The 18,901-nt window shown below is 55.1% G+C and carries 15 protein-coding genes; 11 read left to right on the forward strand and 4 right to left on the reverse strand.

Annotated features, from left to right (window positions below; all coding sequences use genetic code 11):
- Positions 1-56: 56 nt before the first annotated feature.
- The 4 genes from J2I48_RS15365 to J2I48_RS15380 form a co-directional block, all read right to left on the reverse strand.
- Entirely contained in the window at positions 57-1,496 is a 1,440-nt protein-coding gene (locus J2I48_RS15365) for a purple acid phosphatase family protein (RefSeq protein WP_207336355.1), read from the reverse strand.
- Positions 1,497-1,619: 123 nt separating this feature from the next.
- Positions 1,620-3,044 carry a right-handed parallel beta-helix repeat-containing protein gene (locus tag J2I48_RS15370; RefSeq protein WP_229376327.1) on the reverse strand — a complete coding sequence of 475 codons (1,425 nt, stop codon included), beginning with the start codon at positions 3,042-3,044 and terminating at the stop codon, positions 1,620-1,622.
- 38 nt (positions 3,045-3,082) lie between these two features.
- On the reverse strand, positions 3,083-5,860 hold the full coding sequence (locus J2I48_RS15375; protein WP_207336356.1) for a TonB-dependent receptor: 2,778 nt from the start codon (positions 5,858-5,860) through the stop codon (positions 3,083-3,085).
- Positions 5,861-5,958: 98 nt separating this feature from the next.
- Complete coding sequence (locus J2I48_RS15380) at positions 5,959-6,987, reverse strand: YncE family protein (RefSeq protein WP_229376329.1); 1,029 nt, start codon at positions 6,985-6,987, stop codon at positions 5,959-5,961.
- A 275-nt stretch (positions 6,988-7,262) separates the two neighbouring features.
- On the opposite strand from J2I48_RS15380, the gene J2I48_RS15385 reads away from it, so the two are divergent.
- The 11 genes from J2I48_RS15385 (at position 7,263) to J2I48_RS15435 (ending at position 18,859) form a co-directional block, all read left to right on the forward strand.
- Positions 7,263-8,861 (forward strand): McrB family protein, encoded by a 1,599-nt coding sequence (locus J2I48_RS15385; protein ID WP_207336357.1) that lies wholly within the window; start codon positions 7,263-7,265, stop codon positions 8,859-8,861.
- 123 nt (positions 8,862-8,984) lie between these two features.
- Complete coding sequence (locus J2I48_RS15390; protein ID WP_207336358.1) at positions 8,985-10,016, forward strand: galactitol-1-phosphate 5-dehydrogenase; 1,032 nt, start codon at positions 8,985-8,987, stop codon at positions 10,014-10,016.
- A 118-nt stretch (positions 10,017-10,134) separates the two neighbouring features.
- Positions 10,135-10,968, forward strand: a complete 834-nt coding sequence (gene nadC / locus J2I48_RS15395) for a carboxylating nicotinate-nucleotide diphosphorylase (RefSeq protein ID WP_207336359.1) — start codon at positions 10,135-10,137, stop codon at positions 10,966-10,968.
- A gap of 144 nt (positions 10,969-11,112) precedes the next feature.
- Positions 11,113-11,772: a Uma2 family endonuclease gene (locus J2I48_RS15400; protein ID WP_207336360.1), complete on the forward strand. Its 660-nt coding sequence runs from the start codon at positions 11,113-11,115 to the stop codon at positions 11,770-11,772.
- Positions 11,773-11,846: 74 nt separating this feature from the next.
- Complete coding sequence (nadA, locus tag J2I48_RS15405; protein ID WP_207336361.1) at positions 11,847-12,848, forward strand: quinolinate synthase NadA; 1,002 nt, start codon at positions 11,847-11,849, stop codon at positions 12,846-12,848.
- A gap of 57 nt (positions 12,849-12,905) precedes the next feature.
- Positions 12,906-13,130, forward strand: coding sequence for a hypothetical protein (locus tag J2I48_RS15410; protein WP_310587279.1), 225 nt, complete (start codon positions 12,906-12,908; stop codon positions 13,128-13,130).
- A 441-nt stretch (positions 13,131-13,571) separates the two neighbouring features.
- Complete coding sequence (locus J2I48_RS15415; RefSeq protein WP_207336362.1) at positions 13,572-14,141, forward strand: hypothetical protein; 570 nt, start codon at positions 13,572-13,574, stop codon at positions 14,139-14,141.
- 110 nt (positions 14,142-14,251) lie between these two features.
- Positions 14,252-14,935, forward strand: a complete 684-nt coding sequence (locus tag J2I48_RS15420) for a hypothetical protein (RefSeq protein ID WP_207336363.1) — start codon at positions 14,252-14,254, stop codon at positions 14,933-14,935.
- A gap of 86 nt (positions 14,936-15,021) precedes the next feature.
- Entirely contained in the window at positions 15,022-16,605 is a 1,584-nt protein-coding gene (gene nadB, locus J2I48_RS15425; protein WP_207336364.1) for an L-aspartate oxidase, read from the forward strand.
- Complete coding sequence (locus tag J2I48_RS15430; protein ID WP_207336365.1) at positions 16,602-17,750, forward strand: 5-(carboxyamino)imidazole ribonucleotide synthase; 1,149 nt, start codon at positions 16,602-16,604, stop codon at positions 17,748-17,750. The genes nadB and J2I48_RS15430 overlap by 4 nt, the downstream gene beginning before the upstream one ends.
- Positions 17,751-17,761: 11 nt before the next feature.
- The gene (locus tag J2I48_RS15435) at positions 17,762-18,859 is read left to right on the forward strand and encodes a PDDEXK nuclease domain-containing protein (protein WP_207336366.1); all 1,098 of its coding nucleotides are present in this window, start codon (positions 17,762-17,764) and stop codon (positions 18,857-18,859) included.
- Positions 18,860-18,901: the final 42 nt, after the last annotated feature.

An 18,901-nucleotide genomic window follows, 5' to 3' on the forward strand; every position in this document is an offset into this window, starting at 1 on the left:
CGTTGGACAGCAATTGATCAAGTAAATGCGTTTGTAGTTGGCGCTTGGCTGGCCAACTATTTAGTCACTTTAAACGAGTCCAGTTCTTTGCCGTTGGCATCTATTTGTCTGATGAACAACGTTTTACCAGTCACGTCGGCGATGGTCAGGGAGTGAACGTTGGAGAAGAATTTCTGGGTGAATTTCTGCCATGAGTCGGGGTCGTTGTTTTGTTCGGGGTTATAAAGCGTCTGGCCACCCGCACCCGTTACAACATAGATAATGCCGTTGGGCTTGGTTTTCCGTTTTCCATCAAACGCCTTATCCAGCGTCCAGCGGCCATTGACAACCCGGCCACGGGCGGTTTTAGCCCCCATACTCGCTACCAGCAGTACGCCTTTCCGGTCAGGAACAAACGTCAGCGGGTACGACCGCTGGTAATTGTGCACATGCCCGTTGAATACCACGTCAACCTTGCCCGCCTCGAAAACGGGGGCCATCAGCCGGGTGTGTTGCTGCTCGTAATGCTCCCGCGCCGAGTTGAAACCGGGGTGGTGAAACATCACAAACCGCCAGGTTGCGTCCTTTGCTTTCGCCAGATCAGCCGCCACCCAGTCCTGAAACGCTTTGTCAGTATAGTCTACGTAGGGGTTCGAATCAATGACCGTCCAGTGGGCGTTACCATAGTCGAAGGAGTAATTGGCCATGTTGCGGGCGTAGGCGGCACCGGCGGCCGCTTCAAACGCCTTCCGGTTATCGGCAGAAGCCGTGAGCGTAGGCATTAGCGGCCCGCCTTCGGTGCTGGCAGGGCCATTGAGGGGCTGATGCCAGTAGTAGAAATACGACAGTGCGTTGGGGTATTTGTCCAGGTCGCGGGTGTCGGTATCGTGGTTGCCGGGGGCCGTAATCATCGGCACCGACCGCAGCAGGGGTGCCCCGGCAGTGTCGAGTTTATTGGCGTTGTAGATGGGCCAGAACTTGGCGCGGTATTCCGAAATCAGGCCGCGTTCATAGACGATATCGCCTGGCACGACCACAAAATCGGGTTTAGCCTGAAACGCCCGACCGGCCAGCTTTTTCTGGTTCGGCGTTTCGGCCCCAATATCGGCAAAGGCCACAAACCGGTACGGCTGCGTGGCCGATTTGATCGCCTGCCCCTCTGAGATGAACACAACGTTGCCATCTTTTAACACCCGGTAGGTAAACTTGCCACCCGGCATGAGGCCCGTCAGCGAGGCGTTGTATACCCGGTGCGGCGCGGTACCCGCCACGGCCACCTGCACCACAGTAGGCACCTCGGCTTTTGTCCAGTCACCACCCAGTTGGCGTTGGTACTCCACCTGCCAGTTGGCCGTCGAATCGGGTGCGTGCCAGAGCACCTGCATCGTTTGTGGCGAAGGCGTCCGGCCAATTTGCAGGTAGGGCTGGGCAATAAAAACGCCGCTCGGCTGCCGATCCTGCGAATGAGCCAATTGGCTCAACGTGATGCAGAACAGGAAGGGTAGGAATAGTTTCATGGGAGGGGTGGGGGTTTTGGTCCAAGGTCCAATGTCTAAAGTCCAAAGTTGCTCCGCGCCTTGCTTGTATGCGGAGCGACTTTGGACTTTAGACATTGGACCTTGGACCTTGGACCTAATTCATTAGTGCAAATTCCCTTTTCCACTGGCGGGGTAGCAGCCCACGTCGGTGCTGGGCGGGGTGATCTCCGACGAGCCGAAGCGTTCGCTGACGGGCACCACCTGCAACGGCGTGAAACTCGTGGTGCCTTTGCCCAACGCCGGTGAACCCGGCTGCAAGCGGAAGTTGAACGTACCCACAAAGCTGGCATCGCCCACCTTTTTGGTGGCTGTGTAGGGCAACGGAAAATTGACGAATTGCGGGTTGTTTTTCTGCACAATGGCCGCGCCGTCGTAGGCCTGCCCTAGCTTATAACCGGCGGGCAGGAACGATGCTGGGGCCGGGAAGTCGGTGGGCTGTGGTTTGGTGGTGAAACCGACCGGATAAATCTGGTTGGCCATTTTCAGCGAATCCACATAGTTGTAATTGTAGCCGTACTTGATGTTGGCAGTGTCGGCCATCAGCAGGGCGTTGCCGGAATAGGTAGCACTGGCCCCCACAATGCGCGGCCCATATTTGCTGTTCACAATCAGGTTGTTATAGAAAGCCCCTTTTGCCCCGTTCTCGAAGTTGATCGAACCCCCACGACCATCTGCCGACCGGCGGAATCCGTTGGCTACCAGCGTGTTGTTGTAAATCAGGATGTTGGTTTGCGGCTTTGTGCCTGCTCCATCGTTAGAGGGTTTTGGACCGTTGGTAGCCGCGCCAATGACCAGGTTGTAGGCGAAGTTGCCCACCGTACCGCCTTTCACGTTGAAGGCTTCGCCGCCGGTGAAACCACACTTTTCAAACGTGTTGCGCATCACGTTGTATTTGCCGCCAAACGGACGAATCGGATCATCGACCGAGCCGTAAACCCACGAATCTTCCAGCACCACAATCCCGTCTGCGTTGACCGACGAGATGGTGTAGGCCACGCCCCCGTTGGCAACAAAACTAACCGGCGACGTTACCACGCGACCACCGCCAAACTCAAGGTGAGTCCACTTAATGATGATGTTTTTGAACGTCGTTTCGCCCAAAATGCCGCCCCACAGACCCGTGTAGGCCGGGTCTTTGGTCACGTCGGCACCCAGTACGTCGGTTTTGGTGGTGTTGGCAACCGTGAAATAAATGGGCTTGGCCTGCGTACCGAGTGACAGCAGCGACCCTTTCACGATGAAACTCCACACGCCTTTTCCGTCGAACAGGATTTTGGCACCCGGCTGAATCAGCAGCGTGTCGCCCTCGTTGATAAATACATTGTCGGAGACGCGGTAGGTCGAATCGGCCAGGAGAGTGCCTTTCACAATACCTGCTAGCGGCGTTTTGGTGCTGATGGCCGCCCCTACTTTAAAAATAGGGGCCGATACTTGTACGTCTTCTGATTTAGTGCAGCTAACCAGTGTGGCTGTGAAGCCGACGACCAGAAACAGGGCCAGCGAACGGAGATAAAACATGGTTTTCATTGGTCGATTGGGTATGTGTTTTATGGTTAACAAAGGAGCTACCGCCTGTACCGCACGCCCAGCAAATAGCTTTGCTGGAAGAGGTCCTTTTGCACCAGAATGCGGTCGGTACGAGTTTGTTCGGGGAGGTTGGTCAGGGTATTGGGCTTCAAAATCTCGGCGATGATCGGGTTGTTGAGCAGGTTAGTCAGCTTGACAAACACCGAAAACCGGGAGCCCAAACCCCGGCTGCTGCCGAAGCGGGGTGCCGCCCAGCGTTTTTCTGCCGAAAAATCCAGTTGCGACGTTCCCCGCTGCCAGTAGTCGAGGTCGAGGTAGGGCGAAACAATGTTGATCCGCTTGCCAGTGTACACCCACGCCAGTTGCGCGTCGAGGCCGTAAGTCTGGTTTTTGTAGATCAGCGACAGGTTGGCGATGTGGTCCGACTGCCCCTGCAACGGGCGCGTTTGCTGGGTAATGCTGCCAACGATGCTGCCGTTGGCATCCCGGCCATAGACCTGCTTGTTGGTCGTGATACTCGACTTGGTAAAGGTGTAGTTGCCTGTGATGCCCCAGTTGTTCCAGAACTTGGTAAAGACCACCTCGGCCCCGAAGTTGGTGGCCGTACCAAAGTTAAGCGGCGAGTATACCGTCACATTTTGCGTAATCTGGTTGAAGCCAAATTCGATGGGGTTCTGAATATTCTTGTAGAAACCGCCAATGAGCAACTGCTCGCTGCCTCGCGGGAACAGTTCGTACCGAACGTCGATGTTGTCGGCCACGGTATGCTTCACATACGGATTGCCCGACTCTGTGAAGTAGTCGCCGGGGAAACTGGCGGGGACCAACTCAAAATAGCCTGGTCGGCTGATGCCCTTGAAATAGGAAGCCCGGACGTTTTCGCGGTCCGACAGCCGGTATTTAAGGTGCAAACTCGGCAGGATATCCAGGTAGTTGATCGTGCCGCTCTTACCCACTGACGTGATGGGCAACGCCGACACGTAGGCCTGATTGGTGAGTTCGGCCCGCACACCGCCCACCAGTTGCCAGCGGTCAGCGAGCGTGATTTTGCCCTGCACATACCCCGCCGTGATCTGCTCGTTGGCGGTGTAGTTGTTGGCATTGGCGCTGTCGGCTAGCGCAAACGAGGCGGGGCGAAACGACAGAATCGCCCTGTCGATGGTGGTGAACACCTGCCGGTCGCCACCGGGCAGCACCGGCGACAGGCTGTAGCTGTTGAAGTAGTTTTGGCGGTTTTTATCACGGTACATCCCACCCACCGATACCTCGGCGTTGGGGGCTACTTTATAGCTCAGGTTCATGTACACGGCCAGATCGCGGTCGGTGTTGCGCGTCCAGATATAGCTCACGCCGTTGATGTATTGCGCCCCCCGCACCGGGTTGCCGCTCAGGTCGGGTTCCACGCGGTACGTCTGGCTAACATCGGTCCAGGACGGCGTCTGGCTTTTGGCTTCCGAATACACCGCCGACCAGTTGAGGGCTAGTTTGTCGGTCAGCTGATGGTCGCCCTGGAGTGTCCCGTTGATGACGTTTTGCCGCCGAAAAACCGACCGATCACTGTTGCTGACGTCGCCGAATTTGGCCAGCGAGACGCCCTGTACGCTGCGGTGCTGCTTGTCGTCGAGTTCCATAAACAGACCGTAGAGACTCAACTTGTGGCGGGCCGACAGCGTGTAGTCGAGTTTCAGGTTCAGGCCAAGCCGCCCCTGTTCGTTGGAATACAGTCGGGTCTGAATAGACTCAAAAGCAGGCGAATTGGGCACTGGGTCGGGGTTGGGCTGCCCGCTTGCCTGGAAAAACGACGACGTGCTGCCCCGGTACGTGTGCTGGTAGCTGCCCCCCAGCAAAAAGCCCAGCCGCTTGTTCAGAACCCGATTACCCACCGATAAGCTGAACAACCCGTTGATAGGCAGGGCTACGTTCTGGTAGTTGAGCATCGTCCGCGAAAACTCCTCCGGTTTGGCGTAGTACGTGTTGCTGCCCGCCACCTCTGCCGGCGACCGGAGGTTGACATCCTTTGTGCTAAATCCTGAAAACGGTTGCGTACTAAACAGCTGGCTATACCCGCCCGATGCCGTGGCCGTCAGCACCAGATAATCCGGGGCCGAGCGCATAATCATATTCATCGACCCGCCAATGGCGTCGCCTTCCATGTTGGGTGTCAGGGCCTTTACCACCTCCAGCCGTTCGAGGAGGTCTGCCGGAAAAATGTCCATCGGCACGTACCGGTTCTTGTTGTCGGGGCTGGGAATCTTAATGCCGTTGACGAGCGTGTAGTTGTATCGTTTGTCCATGCCCCGGATAATAGCAAACTGCCCGTCGCCGGTTGCGTTGCGCACTACCGACACGCCCGATACCCGTTGAAGTACGTTGGCCACCGTGATGTCGGGCAGGAGTGATATGGCCTTTGCGCCAATGATATTCAGAACGTTATCAGCCTTCTGCTCGGTTTTGCGCACACTTTGGTCGCTCTCGCGTTCGCCTTTCCCCGACACCACCACTTCCAGCAGATCAGTGCCCGCGCTGACCAGGGCTACGTTGTGGGTTATGACACCCGCAATGGCAATTGTTTTGGTACTAGTCTGGTAGCTCACGTAGCTCACCGTGAGGGTATAGCTGCCCTCTGGCACCGCCTTGAGAGTATAGCTGCCGTTGAGTCCCGTCACTACGCCCAACTCTACCGAGCCATTGAGCATGACGGTAGCTCCCACCAGCGATTCGCCGGTTTGGGCATCGGTAATGGTACCTTTCAACGTAGCGGCATGGGCCACCGACACTACGAGTGTAAGCAACAAGAGCAGGTACAGATGCTTCATATAGATTGGTGTTCATTACCCCGCCACGATAGGACAAAGCCGTACCCGACAAGACCCAAAGAAGGCTTTACGAGGCAACCAGGAAGGTTTGCAGTCGTTTATTGCTTCGCGGTCAACCCGTAGACCGACACACCGAAGGTGCCGGGCAGGATATCGCGGGTGCCTTCTTTATACTCAGCGCCACTCAGATACAGGTGGTGGGTAGCGCCCCGGTGCACGATGGTCTTCTGCCCCGGTTTGGTGATCAGTGTCTGCACCACGCGGTAGCTATCGGGGCTATCCTGCTGCACCACCGTCACGTTGCCTTCGCCGTTTGAGGTTATCACACGCTTCAGTTCCTTATCGAATACCACGCCATCGACACCCCCGCCAATAGGCAGCGTCTGGATAATCTTGCCCGACGTGGCATCGAGCACCACCAGAGTTTTGGTTTTGCGGCATACCGAAAACAGCCGGTTTGTGGCCGGGTCAATGGTCAGGCCGGTAGCTACTTCGCTGGGGGCCAGCGAGAAACGATTTTTGATTGTCCGCGTTTTCGCGTCGATCTCGATTACCTCGTTGGTGTCTTCGTTGTTGTTGAAAATACTGCCCTTATCATTGGTGCAGGCAAATTCGGGTGCACCGCCCATCTCAACTGTACCTACTACTTTGTCGGTCTTTGCGTCGATCACCACGGCGTTGCCGCTGCCGTTATTGAAGACGAAAATCTGTCCAGAAAACTTGTCGTAGAGCACCGCATCAGCCTTTTTGCCGGGTACCATCAGCGTTTGCAACACTTTAAACGTGTTGTAATCGAAAATGGTAATGGCGTTGGTGGTGCCATTGGTAATGTAGCCTTTATTGAGGTCTTTGGCCAACCCAATGCCATGTACCCCCGACAGGCTCGTGATCTCACCAATGGCCTGGTCTGTCTTGAGGTCAACTACGTGCACGCGGTCACCGTGCGAGACGAACAACCGTTCACGTTCGCCATCCATTTTGAGGTAATCCCACTTGCCGTCGCCAGGTAGGCTGATCTTTCTGATGAATTGGTAATCGGTAGCCTGTTGCTGCGCCAATGCGTGCAGGCTGAACAATAAGCAACTGATTATCAGGCAGTACAGACGATCAACAAGCGACTTATACATCGGTGAGTTTATAACTTGACCGTCAAAAGTAGACCGGCTTACTTACGGATTTTCACCTACGCAAAAGCTTCACGATACCTTAACGGCTAAGATACAATGAGGTAACGCCCTGTTCACATTTGGCTAAGATTAGAGTAATATGCAAGCGACGGGTCAGGCATGTTGCATCATCCCGACTCATATGCTGTCAGGTTGGGGCACCTCACAGCACCGGCGACGAAACAGAAAACGGTAAACAGCCAACAGAAGACTAAAAACCGCTATCTTAGTGAAGCATGATTGCTGAAAAACCTTCCCAGACCCTCATCGACCGGATTCGTGACATTGGCCAGCCGGAGGCCGTACGGCGGTTTTTTGGCTTGCTCAAAGAGCTGATCGACATTGTCAACCTGCCCAACGGCGACCCGCGGCTGGCGTTTTCGGTGCGCAAAGACCGCAAATCCATCTCAGCCGACGTTAACTTCTTTCTGGCGCTACGCCTGCACAAACCCCGCACCGGCGAGGCCGAATACTGGCTTACCGTGAAGCGCGACGCCCAGGACAAACTTCGCTCGTTGACCGAAATAGACTTCGCGCCCATCACCGAAAAAGCCGATTACGTGTCGGTGATTGTGGGTCATTCCAGTGCGCATTTGCTGTATCACCCCGTGTTGCGCCGCTGTTGGGAAGACTGTCTGCTCGAACTGCTGGAAACGCCCAAACGAGGCCCCCACGTGGCCCGGCACAACACCGACATCTACACCGCCGCCGAAAACGAAGGCTTCCTCACCGATCTGCTCCGCGTAGCCGACAACCCCGACCTGGCCTATGGCGCCCTCCGCGACGAGGATGGCACCCCAGAGGTAGCCGAAGATGAAGTGCCCTACGTGCCCACCCGGCCCGATTTTGCTCAAAACCTGATTCTCTACGGCCCGCCAGGCACCGGCAAAACCTACCGCGCCCGGCAGTTACTCCAGGGCTTCGACGCCGACGTGGTCACGTTTCACCCATCATATGGCTACGAAGAATTTCTGGAGGGCATTCGGCCTGAGGTGCTGGGGGGACAGGTAAGCTACAAAGTTCGGAAGGGGATTTTCTACAAAGCCTGCGTGTCGGCGGTGCAAAAGGCGGGCTACGGTACGCTGGCCGACTGCCTTAACGACACGTCCGAACGCCGACAACGCCGACTGGCCAACGCCCCGGCGCACATCTTGTTAATTGACGAAATTAACCGTGCCAATGTGGCCAAGGTGCTGGGTGACCTGATTTCGCTGCTCGAACCGGGCAAACGCCTTGGTGCTGTAGATGAACTCTGGCTTACCCTCCCCTACTCGCAGGACCGTTTTGGCATCCCGGCCAACCTCTACCTATTGGGCACCATGAACACCACCGATCGCAGCATTGCCCTGCTCGACGTGGCCCTGCGGCGGCGATTTTCGTTTGTCGAAATGATGCCGCAGTACACCATGCTGGGCACCGTAGCAGGCGTTGACCTGGCCGCCCTGCTCCGTACCATCAACGAGCGCATCGAATTTCTGTTCGACCGGGACCACCTCATCGGCCATGCGTATCTGCTTGGTGTTCAGTCGCATAGTGAACTTTGCGTAGCCTTCCGCGATCAGCTTATTCCGCTGTTGCAGGAATATTTTTACGACGACTGGCGCAAGATTCAACTGGTCCTGGGCGACAACCGCGCCTGGGGCAAAACACCCGACCAACGCCTGATCTGGACCAAAAAACAATACTCCACCGCCATGGAGCGCGACCTCTTCGGCGAATCGCCCGACGAGCAGCCCGACGTAACGACCTACGAAATCAACCCCCACCTCGTGGCCGGTGAATATGAAAAAGTGCCAGCGGAGGCGTTTGTCCGGGTATATTCGAAGAAGGAGTAGTTTAACGTTTAATGTTCAAGGTCTAAACGGTCCGCCGTCGCGGTTGCTTCGCGCTCAGCCAGGTAGTACGCGAAGCAACCGCGACGGCAGACCGTTTAGACCTTGAACATTAAACTCAATACCATGAAAGCCCTCGTTCTTACCGAATACAATAATTTCGAGCTACAAGACCTTGATCAGCCCACGCCCGGCCCCAATGAGGTGCTCATTCGGGTGCAGGCGGTGGGTATCTGTGGGTCAGACGTGCACGGCATGGATGGCAGCACGGGTCGCCGGGTGCCGCCCATTGTGATGGGCCACGAAGCATCGGGCATTATTGCCGGAATCGGCTCTGACGTGCGCGATTGGGCCGTGGGCGACCGCGTCACGTTCGACTCAACGGTCTATCAGCTAGACGATTGGTATAGTCGGCGGGGGATGTATAATCTCTCCGATGGGCGCGAGGTGGTGGGTGTTTCCACGCCGCTGTTCAGGCGAAACGGGGCCTTTGCCGAGTTCGTCACCGTGCCACAGCACATTCTCTACGCTATACCGGAGGGGGTTAGTTTCACGCAGGCCGCCCTGGTCGAACCCGTAGCCGTGGCGCTCCATGCCCTAAGTCTGACACCCCTGCAGGTGAACGAGTCGGCGGTGGTGGTGGGGGCGGGCATGATCGGGTTGTTCGTGATTCAGGCCTTGAAACTGGCCGGTGCGAATCCTATTATCGCCATTGACCTCGACGATGACCGCTTGGATCTGGCCCAAAAACTCGGAGCCACCCACGCCCTCCGCGCCGATGCTGCCGATGTACCAGAGCAGGTACGTGCCCTCACCCACGGGCGCGGTGCCGACGTAGCGTTTGAGGTGGTGGGCATTGGCGCCACGGTGCAAACGGCCATTAGTTGCGTACGAAAAGGGGCCACCATTACGCTGGTGGGCAATCTTTCGCCCAAGATCGAGGTTCCATTGCAGGCCATCGTCACCCAGCAGCTGCGGCTGCAAGGCTCCTGCGCCATCAACGGCGAATACGAAGCGGCCCTCAGCCTAATCGCCTCCGGCAAAATCAACGTCGAGGCCATCCTGAGCGCCGAAGCCCCCCTCACCGCCGGTGCCGACTGGTTCCACAGGCTCTATAACAAAGAGAAGGGATTGATTAAAGTGGTGCTGAAACCATAAATTTGACGGAAATTAAGTCCAATGTTTAAGGTCTAAGGTCTAAAGTTGCTTCGCGCCCGTACACACCGGATGCGAAGCAACTTTAGACTTTAGACCTTAAACATTGGACTCCTCTACCATGACCCTACACGAATTTATCCAATCGGCACTGGCCGAAGACGTCGGCGACGGCGACCACACCTCGCTGAGTACTATTCCCGCCGATGCGCAAAAACGGGCGCGGCTGCTGGTGAAAGAAGCGGGTATTCTGGCTGGCGTAACGGTGGCCGAGGCCATTTTCGCCGAAGTAGACCCCCACTTTCAGGTCGACGTACTCCTTGAAGACGGGGCGGCCATCAAACCCGGCGACATTGTGCTGACTGTGGTGGGTAACGCCCGCAACATCCTCACGGCCGAGCGGCTGGTGCTCAACGTGATGCAGCGCATGAGCGGCATCGCCACCCAAACCCGGCAGATGGTGAACATACTGCAAGGCACCCGCTGCAAACTGCTCGACACCCGCAAGACCACCCCGAATTTCCGCCTGTGCGAGAAGATGGCGGTGAAGATTGGCGGCGGCGTCAATCACCGGTTCGGGCTGTATGACATGATCCTGATCAAAGACAACCACGTCGACTATGCCGGAAACTTGACCAAAGCCGTCACGCAAGCCGTTCAGTACCTGGCCAATACGGGCCGAAACCTGCCCATTGAAGTGGAAGTGCGTAACCGCGCCGAAGTAGAAGAGGCCCTGGCCGTGGGTCACCTGACCCGGATGCTCCTGGACAATTTCCAGCCCGCCGACCTCCGCGACATGGTACGCCTCATCGACGGCCGGGTCATCACCGAAGCCTCCGGCGGCATCAACCTCGACAACCTCCGCGCCTACGCCGAAACCGGCGTCGACTATATTTCATCGGGAGCCTTAACCCACCACGTCAAGAGTTTGGACCTGAGTTTGAAGGCTTATTGAACGTACCACGGACTTCAGTCGGGGACGCCTAGTCCGTTTTTGGGTAGAGAAAAACGGACTAGGCGTCCCCGACTGAAGTCCGTGGTACGTTTTGCGGAGCCATTATTCATTCTACATTGTTCATTGTACATTAATTCTACCACCATGACCGAACTCGCCGCCCAACTACTGGAATCGTCGCAGGCCCCGCGCATTATTCAGCAGGTGCAGGCGATTTTAGCCGAAGAGCAGAACCGCCGCCGCGCCTTCTACGAATGGATGGACGAAGACATGAAAACCGAATTCATCAACGGGGAAATTGTCGTGCATTCACCGGCGTTGGACAAACACAACCTGGTTGTTATGCACTTGGGTACGTTGCTGAACGTGTTTGTCAGTGAGCACGAATTGGGCGTTGTGCGCGTCGAAAAAGCGTTAGTTGAATTAACCCGCAATAGTTATGAACCCGACATCTGCTATTTCGGTCTGGCAAAAGCCGTGCAGATTACGCCTGATCTGCTCTACTACCCAGCTCCGGATTTGGTGGTTGAGGTGCTGTCGGAAAGCACCAAAAAAAACGACCGGAACGTAAAGTTTGAGGACTACGCTGCCCACGGCGTCACCGAATACTGGATCATTGACCCCATGCGCCAAACCATTGAACCCTTCAGCATTGATGCCGACACACAGGAATACGCCGCTCTCGGCACGTTCCGCGTTGGGCAATCGGTCAGCAGCGTTGTATTACCCGGCTTCACCATCCCCGTCAAAGCCATTTTCGACAACGCCGCCAACGTAGCGGCGCTACGAACGCTATTGAGTTAATCCCGCGTAGCCTCAGCGGCGGACCCCATTGTTCATTGTACATTATTCATTGTACATTAAACCTAAGTACCCCTATGACGATGCCCCTTACCATTGAAGAAGAAGTTCGCCAGATTGGCTACGTAAGCCGGTCGGCGCCGAAAGATAAACAGGAGTTGATCGACGGGATTCTGCGGATGAAGCAGGAGAAAAGCGCCGTCATCCTGGCCCACTATTACGTCGACGAAGATATTCAGGACCTGGCCGATTTTGTAGGTGACAGCCTTGGCCTGAGCCAACAAGCCGCCGCCACCGAGGCCGACATGATTGTGTTTTGCGGAGTGCATTTCATGGGCGAGACCGCCAAGATTCTCTCGCCCCACAAAAAAGTAGTTATCCCCGACATGAACGCGGGCTGCTCCCTCGCCGACTCGGCCCCCGCCGATAAGTTCGTTGCGTTTAAGGCGCAGTACCCCGACCATATCGTGCTGTCGTACATCAACTGTTCGGCGGAGATTAAGGCCCTGTCAGACATCATCGTGACCTCGTCCAATGCGCTGAAGATTGTGCAGAGCCTGCCCGCCGACCAGAAGATTATCTTTGCCCCCGACGCTAATCTGGGCCGTTTTGTGGCCAAAAAGACGGGGCGCGACATGGTACTCTGGGATGGTGCCTGCATTGTCCACATCGACATTTCGCTCGAAAAGCTGAACGACCTGCGGGCCAAATACCCCAACGCCAAGTTCATCGCCCACCCCGAATGCCAGGAGCACATCCTGATCCACGCCGACTTTGTGGGATCGACCACGGCGCTGCTGAATTACGTGGTCGAGCAGCCCGAAACGGAGTTTATCGTGGGCACCGAAGCGGGCATTTTGCACAAGATGCGGCTGGCCGTTCCCGATAAGAAAATCATTCCGGCCCCTGCCAACGAAAACAACACCTGCGCCTGCTCGGAGTGCCCGTATATGAAGATGAACACGCTCGAAAAGCTGTATAACACCCTCTATTACGAACTCCCCGAAATTCACGTACCCGAAGACATTCGAGTCAAAGCCGAAGCCTCAGTGTTGCGGATGCTGGAGATGAGTAAGTAGTTGCCTAACAAACCTATAAGGTTTTGAAAACCTTATAGGTTTGTTAGCCTTAACATCGTGCAACAGATAACCTTACAGCCCCATAACGATCAGGAGATGCGCCTGATCAGGCAATTGGCGAAAACGCTGAAATTCAAAGCAATAGTGCAAAAGGAAACACCAAAGCAAAAGCGGGAACGAGAGTTTCTTGATAGTTTTGATAAGCGCGCAGAAGAAGTGAAAGCCCACCTACGTGATGACATAAAACTTCAGTCCGCAAAAGATTTCCTCGATCAGCTTTAAGGTCAATATCATCTCTGAAGCTAAGCGAGAAGCAAAACAACTGAGTAAAAAATATCGCCCGTTCAAACCGGATTTAGCCGAACTCATTTCTTCCCTTGAAGAAAATCCCCAACAAGGAGAACCGCTCAGCAAAGACTGCTATAAAGTTCGGTTAGCTATTAGCAGTAAGAATAAAGGAAAACGAGACGGAGCCAGAGTAATAACCTGCGTTAGGATAGTGGACGAGAAAGTATATTTAGTGGCCATTTATGACAAGGCAGATTTAGATTCATTGCCTGATAAACTCATTGACCAACGTCTGAAAAACGCAGGCTTGTAATTCCTATGTCTCACAAATTTGACTAATTCATTATTGGCTCCGGTATTGCGGGGCTGAGTTCCGCTACCAAACTTGCCCAGCAGCAGTGAGACTCAAGAAATAAACTGACCACACAGTTAGTCATGAAGACATCCTACTCTTTGGTGAAGCAGCGTTTCTGGCGTAGTACGTTCGCATGGGTGTTTCTGGCTATCTGTACAATGCGGGCGGGGTGTGGCCCCCGCGATTGTGGCACGATTGAAACTGACATTCGTCGACTCATCGTTACGCTGCTTACAAACGGCGGCGGAACACCACAGTCTCTACCACCTGGTGCCACAGTGTTGGCCAATGCGTTCGCGATTGAAATAAGCGTTCGCGATTCGGTGGTACGTACTATTGGCGGAAGCGGTGCCTGCGACAACATTCAACCCCGGCGCACAGTCACGGCATTGGCCGTATCGAGCCTACCGGGTACGTCGGCAACGAAAGTACCCGTGGGCGGGCAACTGTATGTGAAGCAAGGGCAAAAGCTACCGGTATTGTTGAGCGATTTTCTGAAGGCCAATCAACCACTCTTTCCCCAAACGCTGCTGTTGCTTAGCTACGGCGAGTTGCCCGTCTATGGGCGGCAGCGATGGCTGGTTGAAGCCACCCTATCCGATAACACACTGTTACAGGTCACTACTCCCGACATAATCCTGGTACGTTGATGATAGCGCCCTTTCTGATAGCAAGCCTGTCATTGCTCCCATTGCTAACTCCCCCTGATTCTGCGAACCGGTTGCCCCGATTTTCAGTGAGGTTTGCTTTTGGAGGGGAGGTGCAACTCACCCACAACCCGCTGCCTCTGACCGTAGGGGGACGTTACGTCGACAAAGCACGAAAAGGGAGTGATTACTTGATCGGGCAGATCGGTTTTCGGCTAACGAAACGCCTGTCGCTGCTCGGTCAGGTTGAAACAATGTCGATCTATAGCGGAGACCCTTTATTGTTCGATAATTTGTACAACATAGGAGGACCTGGAGAGGTATTTACTCTACCAGACTACCCCAACTATTACGTCGAAAACACCACCAGTAATTTCACAAACTACTACTCTCACCGACGGAGTCTGTTAGTTGGTCTTGGCTATGACGTGCTGCTGAGGAAGCATTGGTACCTGCGGTTGGCTGCGCTGGGCGGCATCAATTCGCTTAGTCCCCTAAGACAATCTATTTTGCTCAAAGAAAAAGGCAGTAATTACCTTCAAGCCGTTAATTACATCCCTATAGAAAAAATGGGCTACGCCGCCAATACAGAATTGATGCTTGGGTACAGCCTGCGCGTTGGGCAGCGGCAGGAAATTCGGCTGAGTTTCGACCATGCCCTTACCTATAACCAGCTTGCTATAGATTATTTAATACAGACAGCTAATCTGACGGGGAAGACGAGTCAGACAAGTACCCATGAATCATATTCGCTGTGGCTTCGGCGGGTCGGGTTCAGTGTGCAGTATGGGTTTTGACCAACCCTTCACGAACGGACTAAACAGATGCCAACCCTTACCCTTACTTTTGCCACTAAAGGAATCGGCGACACCAAGCCCTGAATATGCCCCATAAATTCGACTACCTCATTATTGGCTCTGGCATTGCGGGGCTTAGTTACGCTACCAAACTCGCCCGGTATTATGGTGAGAAAAATCAGGCCGTCCGAATCGGCGTGATTACGAAGGTGCAGGCCGACGAAACCAACACCAAATACGCGCAAGGCGGCATTGCGGGCGTATGGTCGCCGGATGATACGTTCGAGAAACACATTGACGATACGATGGTGGCCGGTGATTTTCTGAGCGACCGCCACATCGTGGAAATCGTCGTGCGCGAAGCCCCCGAACGCATTCAGGAGCTGATCGACTACGGCACGCGCTTCGACAAGGAGGCCGACGGCGACTATGATCTGGCCAAAGAAGGCGGGCACTCCGACAAACGGATTCTGCACTTCAAAGACGTGACCGGGGCCGAAATCGAGCGGGCGTTGCTCTCGGAAGTAGCACGGCACTCCAGCATAGAGGTCTTTACGCATTACTTTGCCGTGGACCTCATCACGCGCCACCACCTGGGCGAAACCGTGCACCGCTACGACAGCAACAACGAGTGCTTCGGGGCTTACGTGCTCGACACCAACACGGGGCAGGTAGACCGGTTTTTGGCCCGGACTACCATGGTGGCCACGGGCGGCATTGGGCAGGTGTATACCAACACCACCAACCCCGTCATTGCCACCGGCGACGGCATTGCGATGACTTACCGGGCCAAGGGCATTTGTAAGGATATGGAGTTTATCCAGTTCCACCCCACGGCCTTGTACGAACCCGGCAAAAAGCCCAATTTCTTGATTTCTGAAGCCGTACGGGGCTTTGGCGGCATCCTGAAAAACATAAAGGGCGAAACCTTTATGGAAAACTATGACCCTCGCCTCTCCCTGGCGCCCCGCGATATTGTGGCCCGCGCTATCGACTCGGAGATGAAAAAGTCAGGGTCGCAGCACGTGTACATTGACGTGACGCACCTCGACTACGAGAAATTTGTGGAGCATTTTCCCAACATCACGGCCTACTGCAAAGACCGATTGGGCATCGATATTCGGAAGGACTTTATCCCCGTGGTGCCTGCGCAACACTATATGTGCGGCGGGGTGCGCGTAGACGAGTTCGGGCGCACGAACCTGCATCATTTATATGCCGTGGGCGAATGCGCCTGCACAGGCCTACACGGTGCTAATCGACTGGCATCCAATTCGTTACTGGAAGCTATCGTATTTGGTCATCGGGCTTATGAAAAGTCCATCGAGGCCTTTGAACAGACGAGTGTGCGCGACGATATTCCGGCCTGGAATGACAGCGGCACCACCCACCCCGAAGAACTGGTGCTGGTGACGGAGATCAAGCGCGAACTGGAAGCCATCATGTCGAACTACGTGGGCATTGTGCGCTCGAACCGGCGTCTGAAACGGGCGATGGACCGACTGGAATTGCTGCACATTGAACACGAGGAACTCTACCGGCAGTCGAAAGTATCGGTGCCGATTTCGGAGCTTCGCAACATGATTGAGGTGGCCTATCTGGTCATCAAAGCCGCCATGGCCCGCCGCGACAACCGGGGGTTGCATTTTAATATTGACAACGTGAAATGAATGATGTGATTGGTATTCTCGGCGGGGGGCAATTGGGCCTTATGCTTATTCAGGCGGGCATCGACTGGAACCTCGTCATCCATTGCCTCGACCCTGATCCACAGGCATCCTGCAAAGACCTCTGCACCCAATTCACAGTCGGGTCACTCACCGATTACGATACCGTATACCAGTTCGGGCAGGGGGTCGATGTGCTCACGATTGAGATCGAAAAGGTAAACGTCGATGCGCTGGAGGCACTGGAACGTGAAGGTAAGCGCGTGTATCCGCAGCCGTCCGTCATTCGGCAAATACAGGACAAGCGCGTCCAAAAGGCCTTTTTTCGCCAATACAACCTCCCCACCGCCGACTTTGTCCTGACCGACGACCGCGCCCATGTGGCCCGCATCGTGGCGGAACAACCCGATTTACTCCCTGCCTTTCACAAGTTGGGCCGCGATGGCTACGACGGTCGTGGGGTGCAGCGCATAGCCACCCCCGCCGATGCCGACAAGGCTTTCGGCGCGCCGGGTGTGCTAGAAAAAGCCGTCGATTTCGATAAGGAATTGGCCGTGATCGTGGCCCGGAATGAGCGGGGTGAGGTGCAGACGTTTCCTACCGTAGAGATGGTGTTTCACCCCGACCTGAACCTGGTGGATTATCTCTTCGCCCCCGCCGACATCGCGCCCGACGTGAACGAGCAGGCGCAGAAGCTGGCCCGCCGCACCGCCGAGGCGTTTGGCATTGTGGGGTTGCTGGCCGTAGAACTGTTTCTGGATAAAGCGGGCAATGTGCTCATCAACGAAGTGGCCCCGCGCCCGCACAACAGTGGCCACCACACAATCCGGGCCAACCGCACCTCGCAGTTCGAGCAGCACTGGCGGGCCATCCTGAACCTGCCCCTGGGCAACACCTCCGCCCACGGCCCCGCCGCAATGATTAACCTCCTGGGCGAACCTGGCCACACCGGCCCGGCCGTGTACGAAGGGCTGGAAACGCTATTGGCCATGCCCGGTGTGTCGCCGTTTTTCTACGGCAAAGCCCAGACTCGCCCCGGCCGCAAAATGGGCCATATCACGGTGTTGGATGAGTCGCTGGACGGATTGAGGGAAAAGGCAGAGGTAGTGAAAGCGAGTATACGGGTGGTGAGTAACTTGACGGCTTAAACCCATCCGTCATGCAATTTGATTCACTGCTAACCACCTTAACCGACGTACACACCCAACTTAGCCAACAAGCCGCTCGTCAGACCGATCAGTTGATGACCATCCGAAACTGGCTGTTCGGGCTATACATTGTCCAGTTTGAGCAACACGGCGAAGACCGCGCCGCCTATGTGCAAGGGCTGTTAACCCGAATTGCAGCAGACCTTGCCCAGCGTGGCATCAAAGGTTCTACTGATCGCAACCTCCGCCATTATCGGCAGTTCTATTTGACCTACCCAGAGATTCGGAAATCAGTGATTTCCAAATTAGGGCCAGCCTATGTGCCTTTAGCTCAGGCAGCATTACCAGATACCGATCAGCTTCCAAGTCTGGACTCAGATTATATGCTCAATAAGCTGACCTTCACGCACTTCCTGGAATTAACAAAAGTCAACAATCCGCTTTACCGCCGTTTTTATGAAGTGGAGGCGATCAAAAACAACTGGTCGGTGCGCGAACTAAATCGGGCTGTGACTACCTCACTGGCCGAACGAACTGGGCTTTCCACAGACAAGGCCACCGTTATTGCCCGCGTAAAGGGAGATAAACCAGTTGGGCTGGAAGATCTGATTCGGAACCCGTATGTGCTGGAGTTTCTGGGATTAGACGAGAAAGCTACTTACACAGAGAATGACCTCGAAGCAGCGATTATCGACCATTTGCAAGACTTTCTGATTGAATTAGGTCGTGGCTTTTGCTTCGAGGCCCGCCAAAAACGCATCACCTTCGACAATCGACATTACCGCATTGACTTGGTTTTCTATGGCAGCGGCCAACCGCACCGCGTCTTGAAATGCCATGTGTTGATTGACCTCAAAATCGGCGAGTTTGACCACGCCGATGCAGGTCAGATGAATCTCTATCTGAACTACTTCAGCGAAAACGAACGAACCAGTGGCGATAACCCGCCCGTTGGCCTTATTCTGTGTGCCAGCAAAAACGACTCGTTGGTGCGATATGCCACAGCAGGACTTGCGCAGGACGTGTTTGTATCGCGTTACCTAACCGAACTGCCCAATGAGGCACAATTACAGGCATTTATCCAACGCGAAAGTCAGTTATTGCCTTAAGGCGATCAGCGCAACCGATTAAGAAAGAAATAAGGATTATCG

This window comes from Fibrella aquatilis (genome assembly GCF_017353255.1).
Lineage (GTDB): Bacteria > Bacteroidota > Bacteroidia > Cytophagales > Spirosomataceae > Fibrella > Fibrella aquatilis.

Excerpts from the sequence above, each read along its gene's own strand:
- J2I48_RS15365 (WP_207336355.1), bottom strand. The coding sequence starts at position 1,496 with ATGAAACTATTCCTACCCTTCCTGTTCTGCATCACGTTGAGCCAATTG.
- J2I48_RS15370 (WP_229376327.1), bottom strand. The coding sequence starts at position 3,044 with ATGAAAACCATGTTTTATCTCCGTTCGCTGGCCCTGTTTCTGGTCGTC.
- J2I48_RS15375 (WP_207336356.1), bottom strand. The coding sequence starts at position 5,860 with ATGAAGCATCTGTACCTGCTCTTGTTGCTTACACTCGTAGTGTCGGTG.
- J2I48_RS15380 (WP_229376329.1), bottom strand. The coding sequence starts at position 6,987 with ATGTATAAGTCGCTTGTTGATCGTCTGTACTGCCTGATAATCAGTTGC.
- J2I48_RS15385 (WP_207336357.1), top strand. The coding sequence starts at position 7,263 with ATGATTGCTGAAAAACCTTCCCAGACCCTCATCGACCGGATTCGTGAC.
- J2I48_RS15390 (WP_207336358.1), top strand. The coding sequence starts at position 8,985 with ATGAAAGCCCTCGTTCTTACCGAATACAATAATTTCGAGCTACAAGAC.
- nadC (WP_207336359.1), top strand. The coding sequence starts at position 10,135 with ATGACCCTACACGAATTTATCCAATCGGCACTGGCCGAAGACGTCGGC.
- J2I48_RS15400 (WP_207336360.1), top strand. The coding sequence starts at position 11,113 with ATGACCGAACTCGCCGCCCAACTACTGGAATCGTCGCAGGCCCCGCGC.
- nadA (WP_207336361.1), top strand. The coding sequence starts at position 11,847 with ATGACGATGCCCCTTACCATTGAAGAAGAAGTTCGCCAGATTGGCTAC.
- J2I48_RS15415 (WP_207336362.1), top strand. The coding sequence starts at position 13,572 with ATGAAGACATCCTACTCTTTGGTGAAGCAGCGTTTCTGGCGTAGTACG.
- nadB (WP_207336364.1), top strand. The coding sequence starts at position 15,022 with ATGCCCCATAAATTCGACTACCTCATTATTGGCTCTGGCATTGCGGGG.
- J2I48_RS15430 (WP_207336365.1), top strand. The coding sequence starts at position 16,602 with ATGAATGATGTGATTGGTATTCTCGGCGGGGGGCAATTGGGCCTTATG.
- J2I48_RS15435 (WP_207336366.1), top strand. The coding sequence starts at position 17,762 with ATGCAATTTGATTCACTGCTAACCACCTTAACCGACGTACACACCCAA.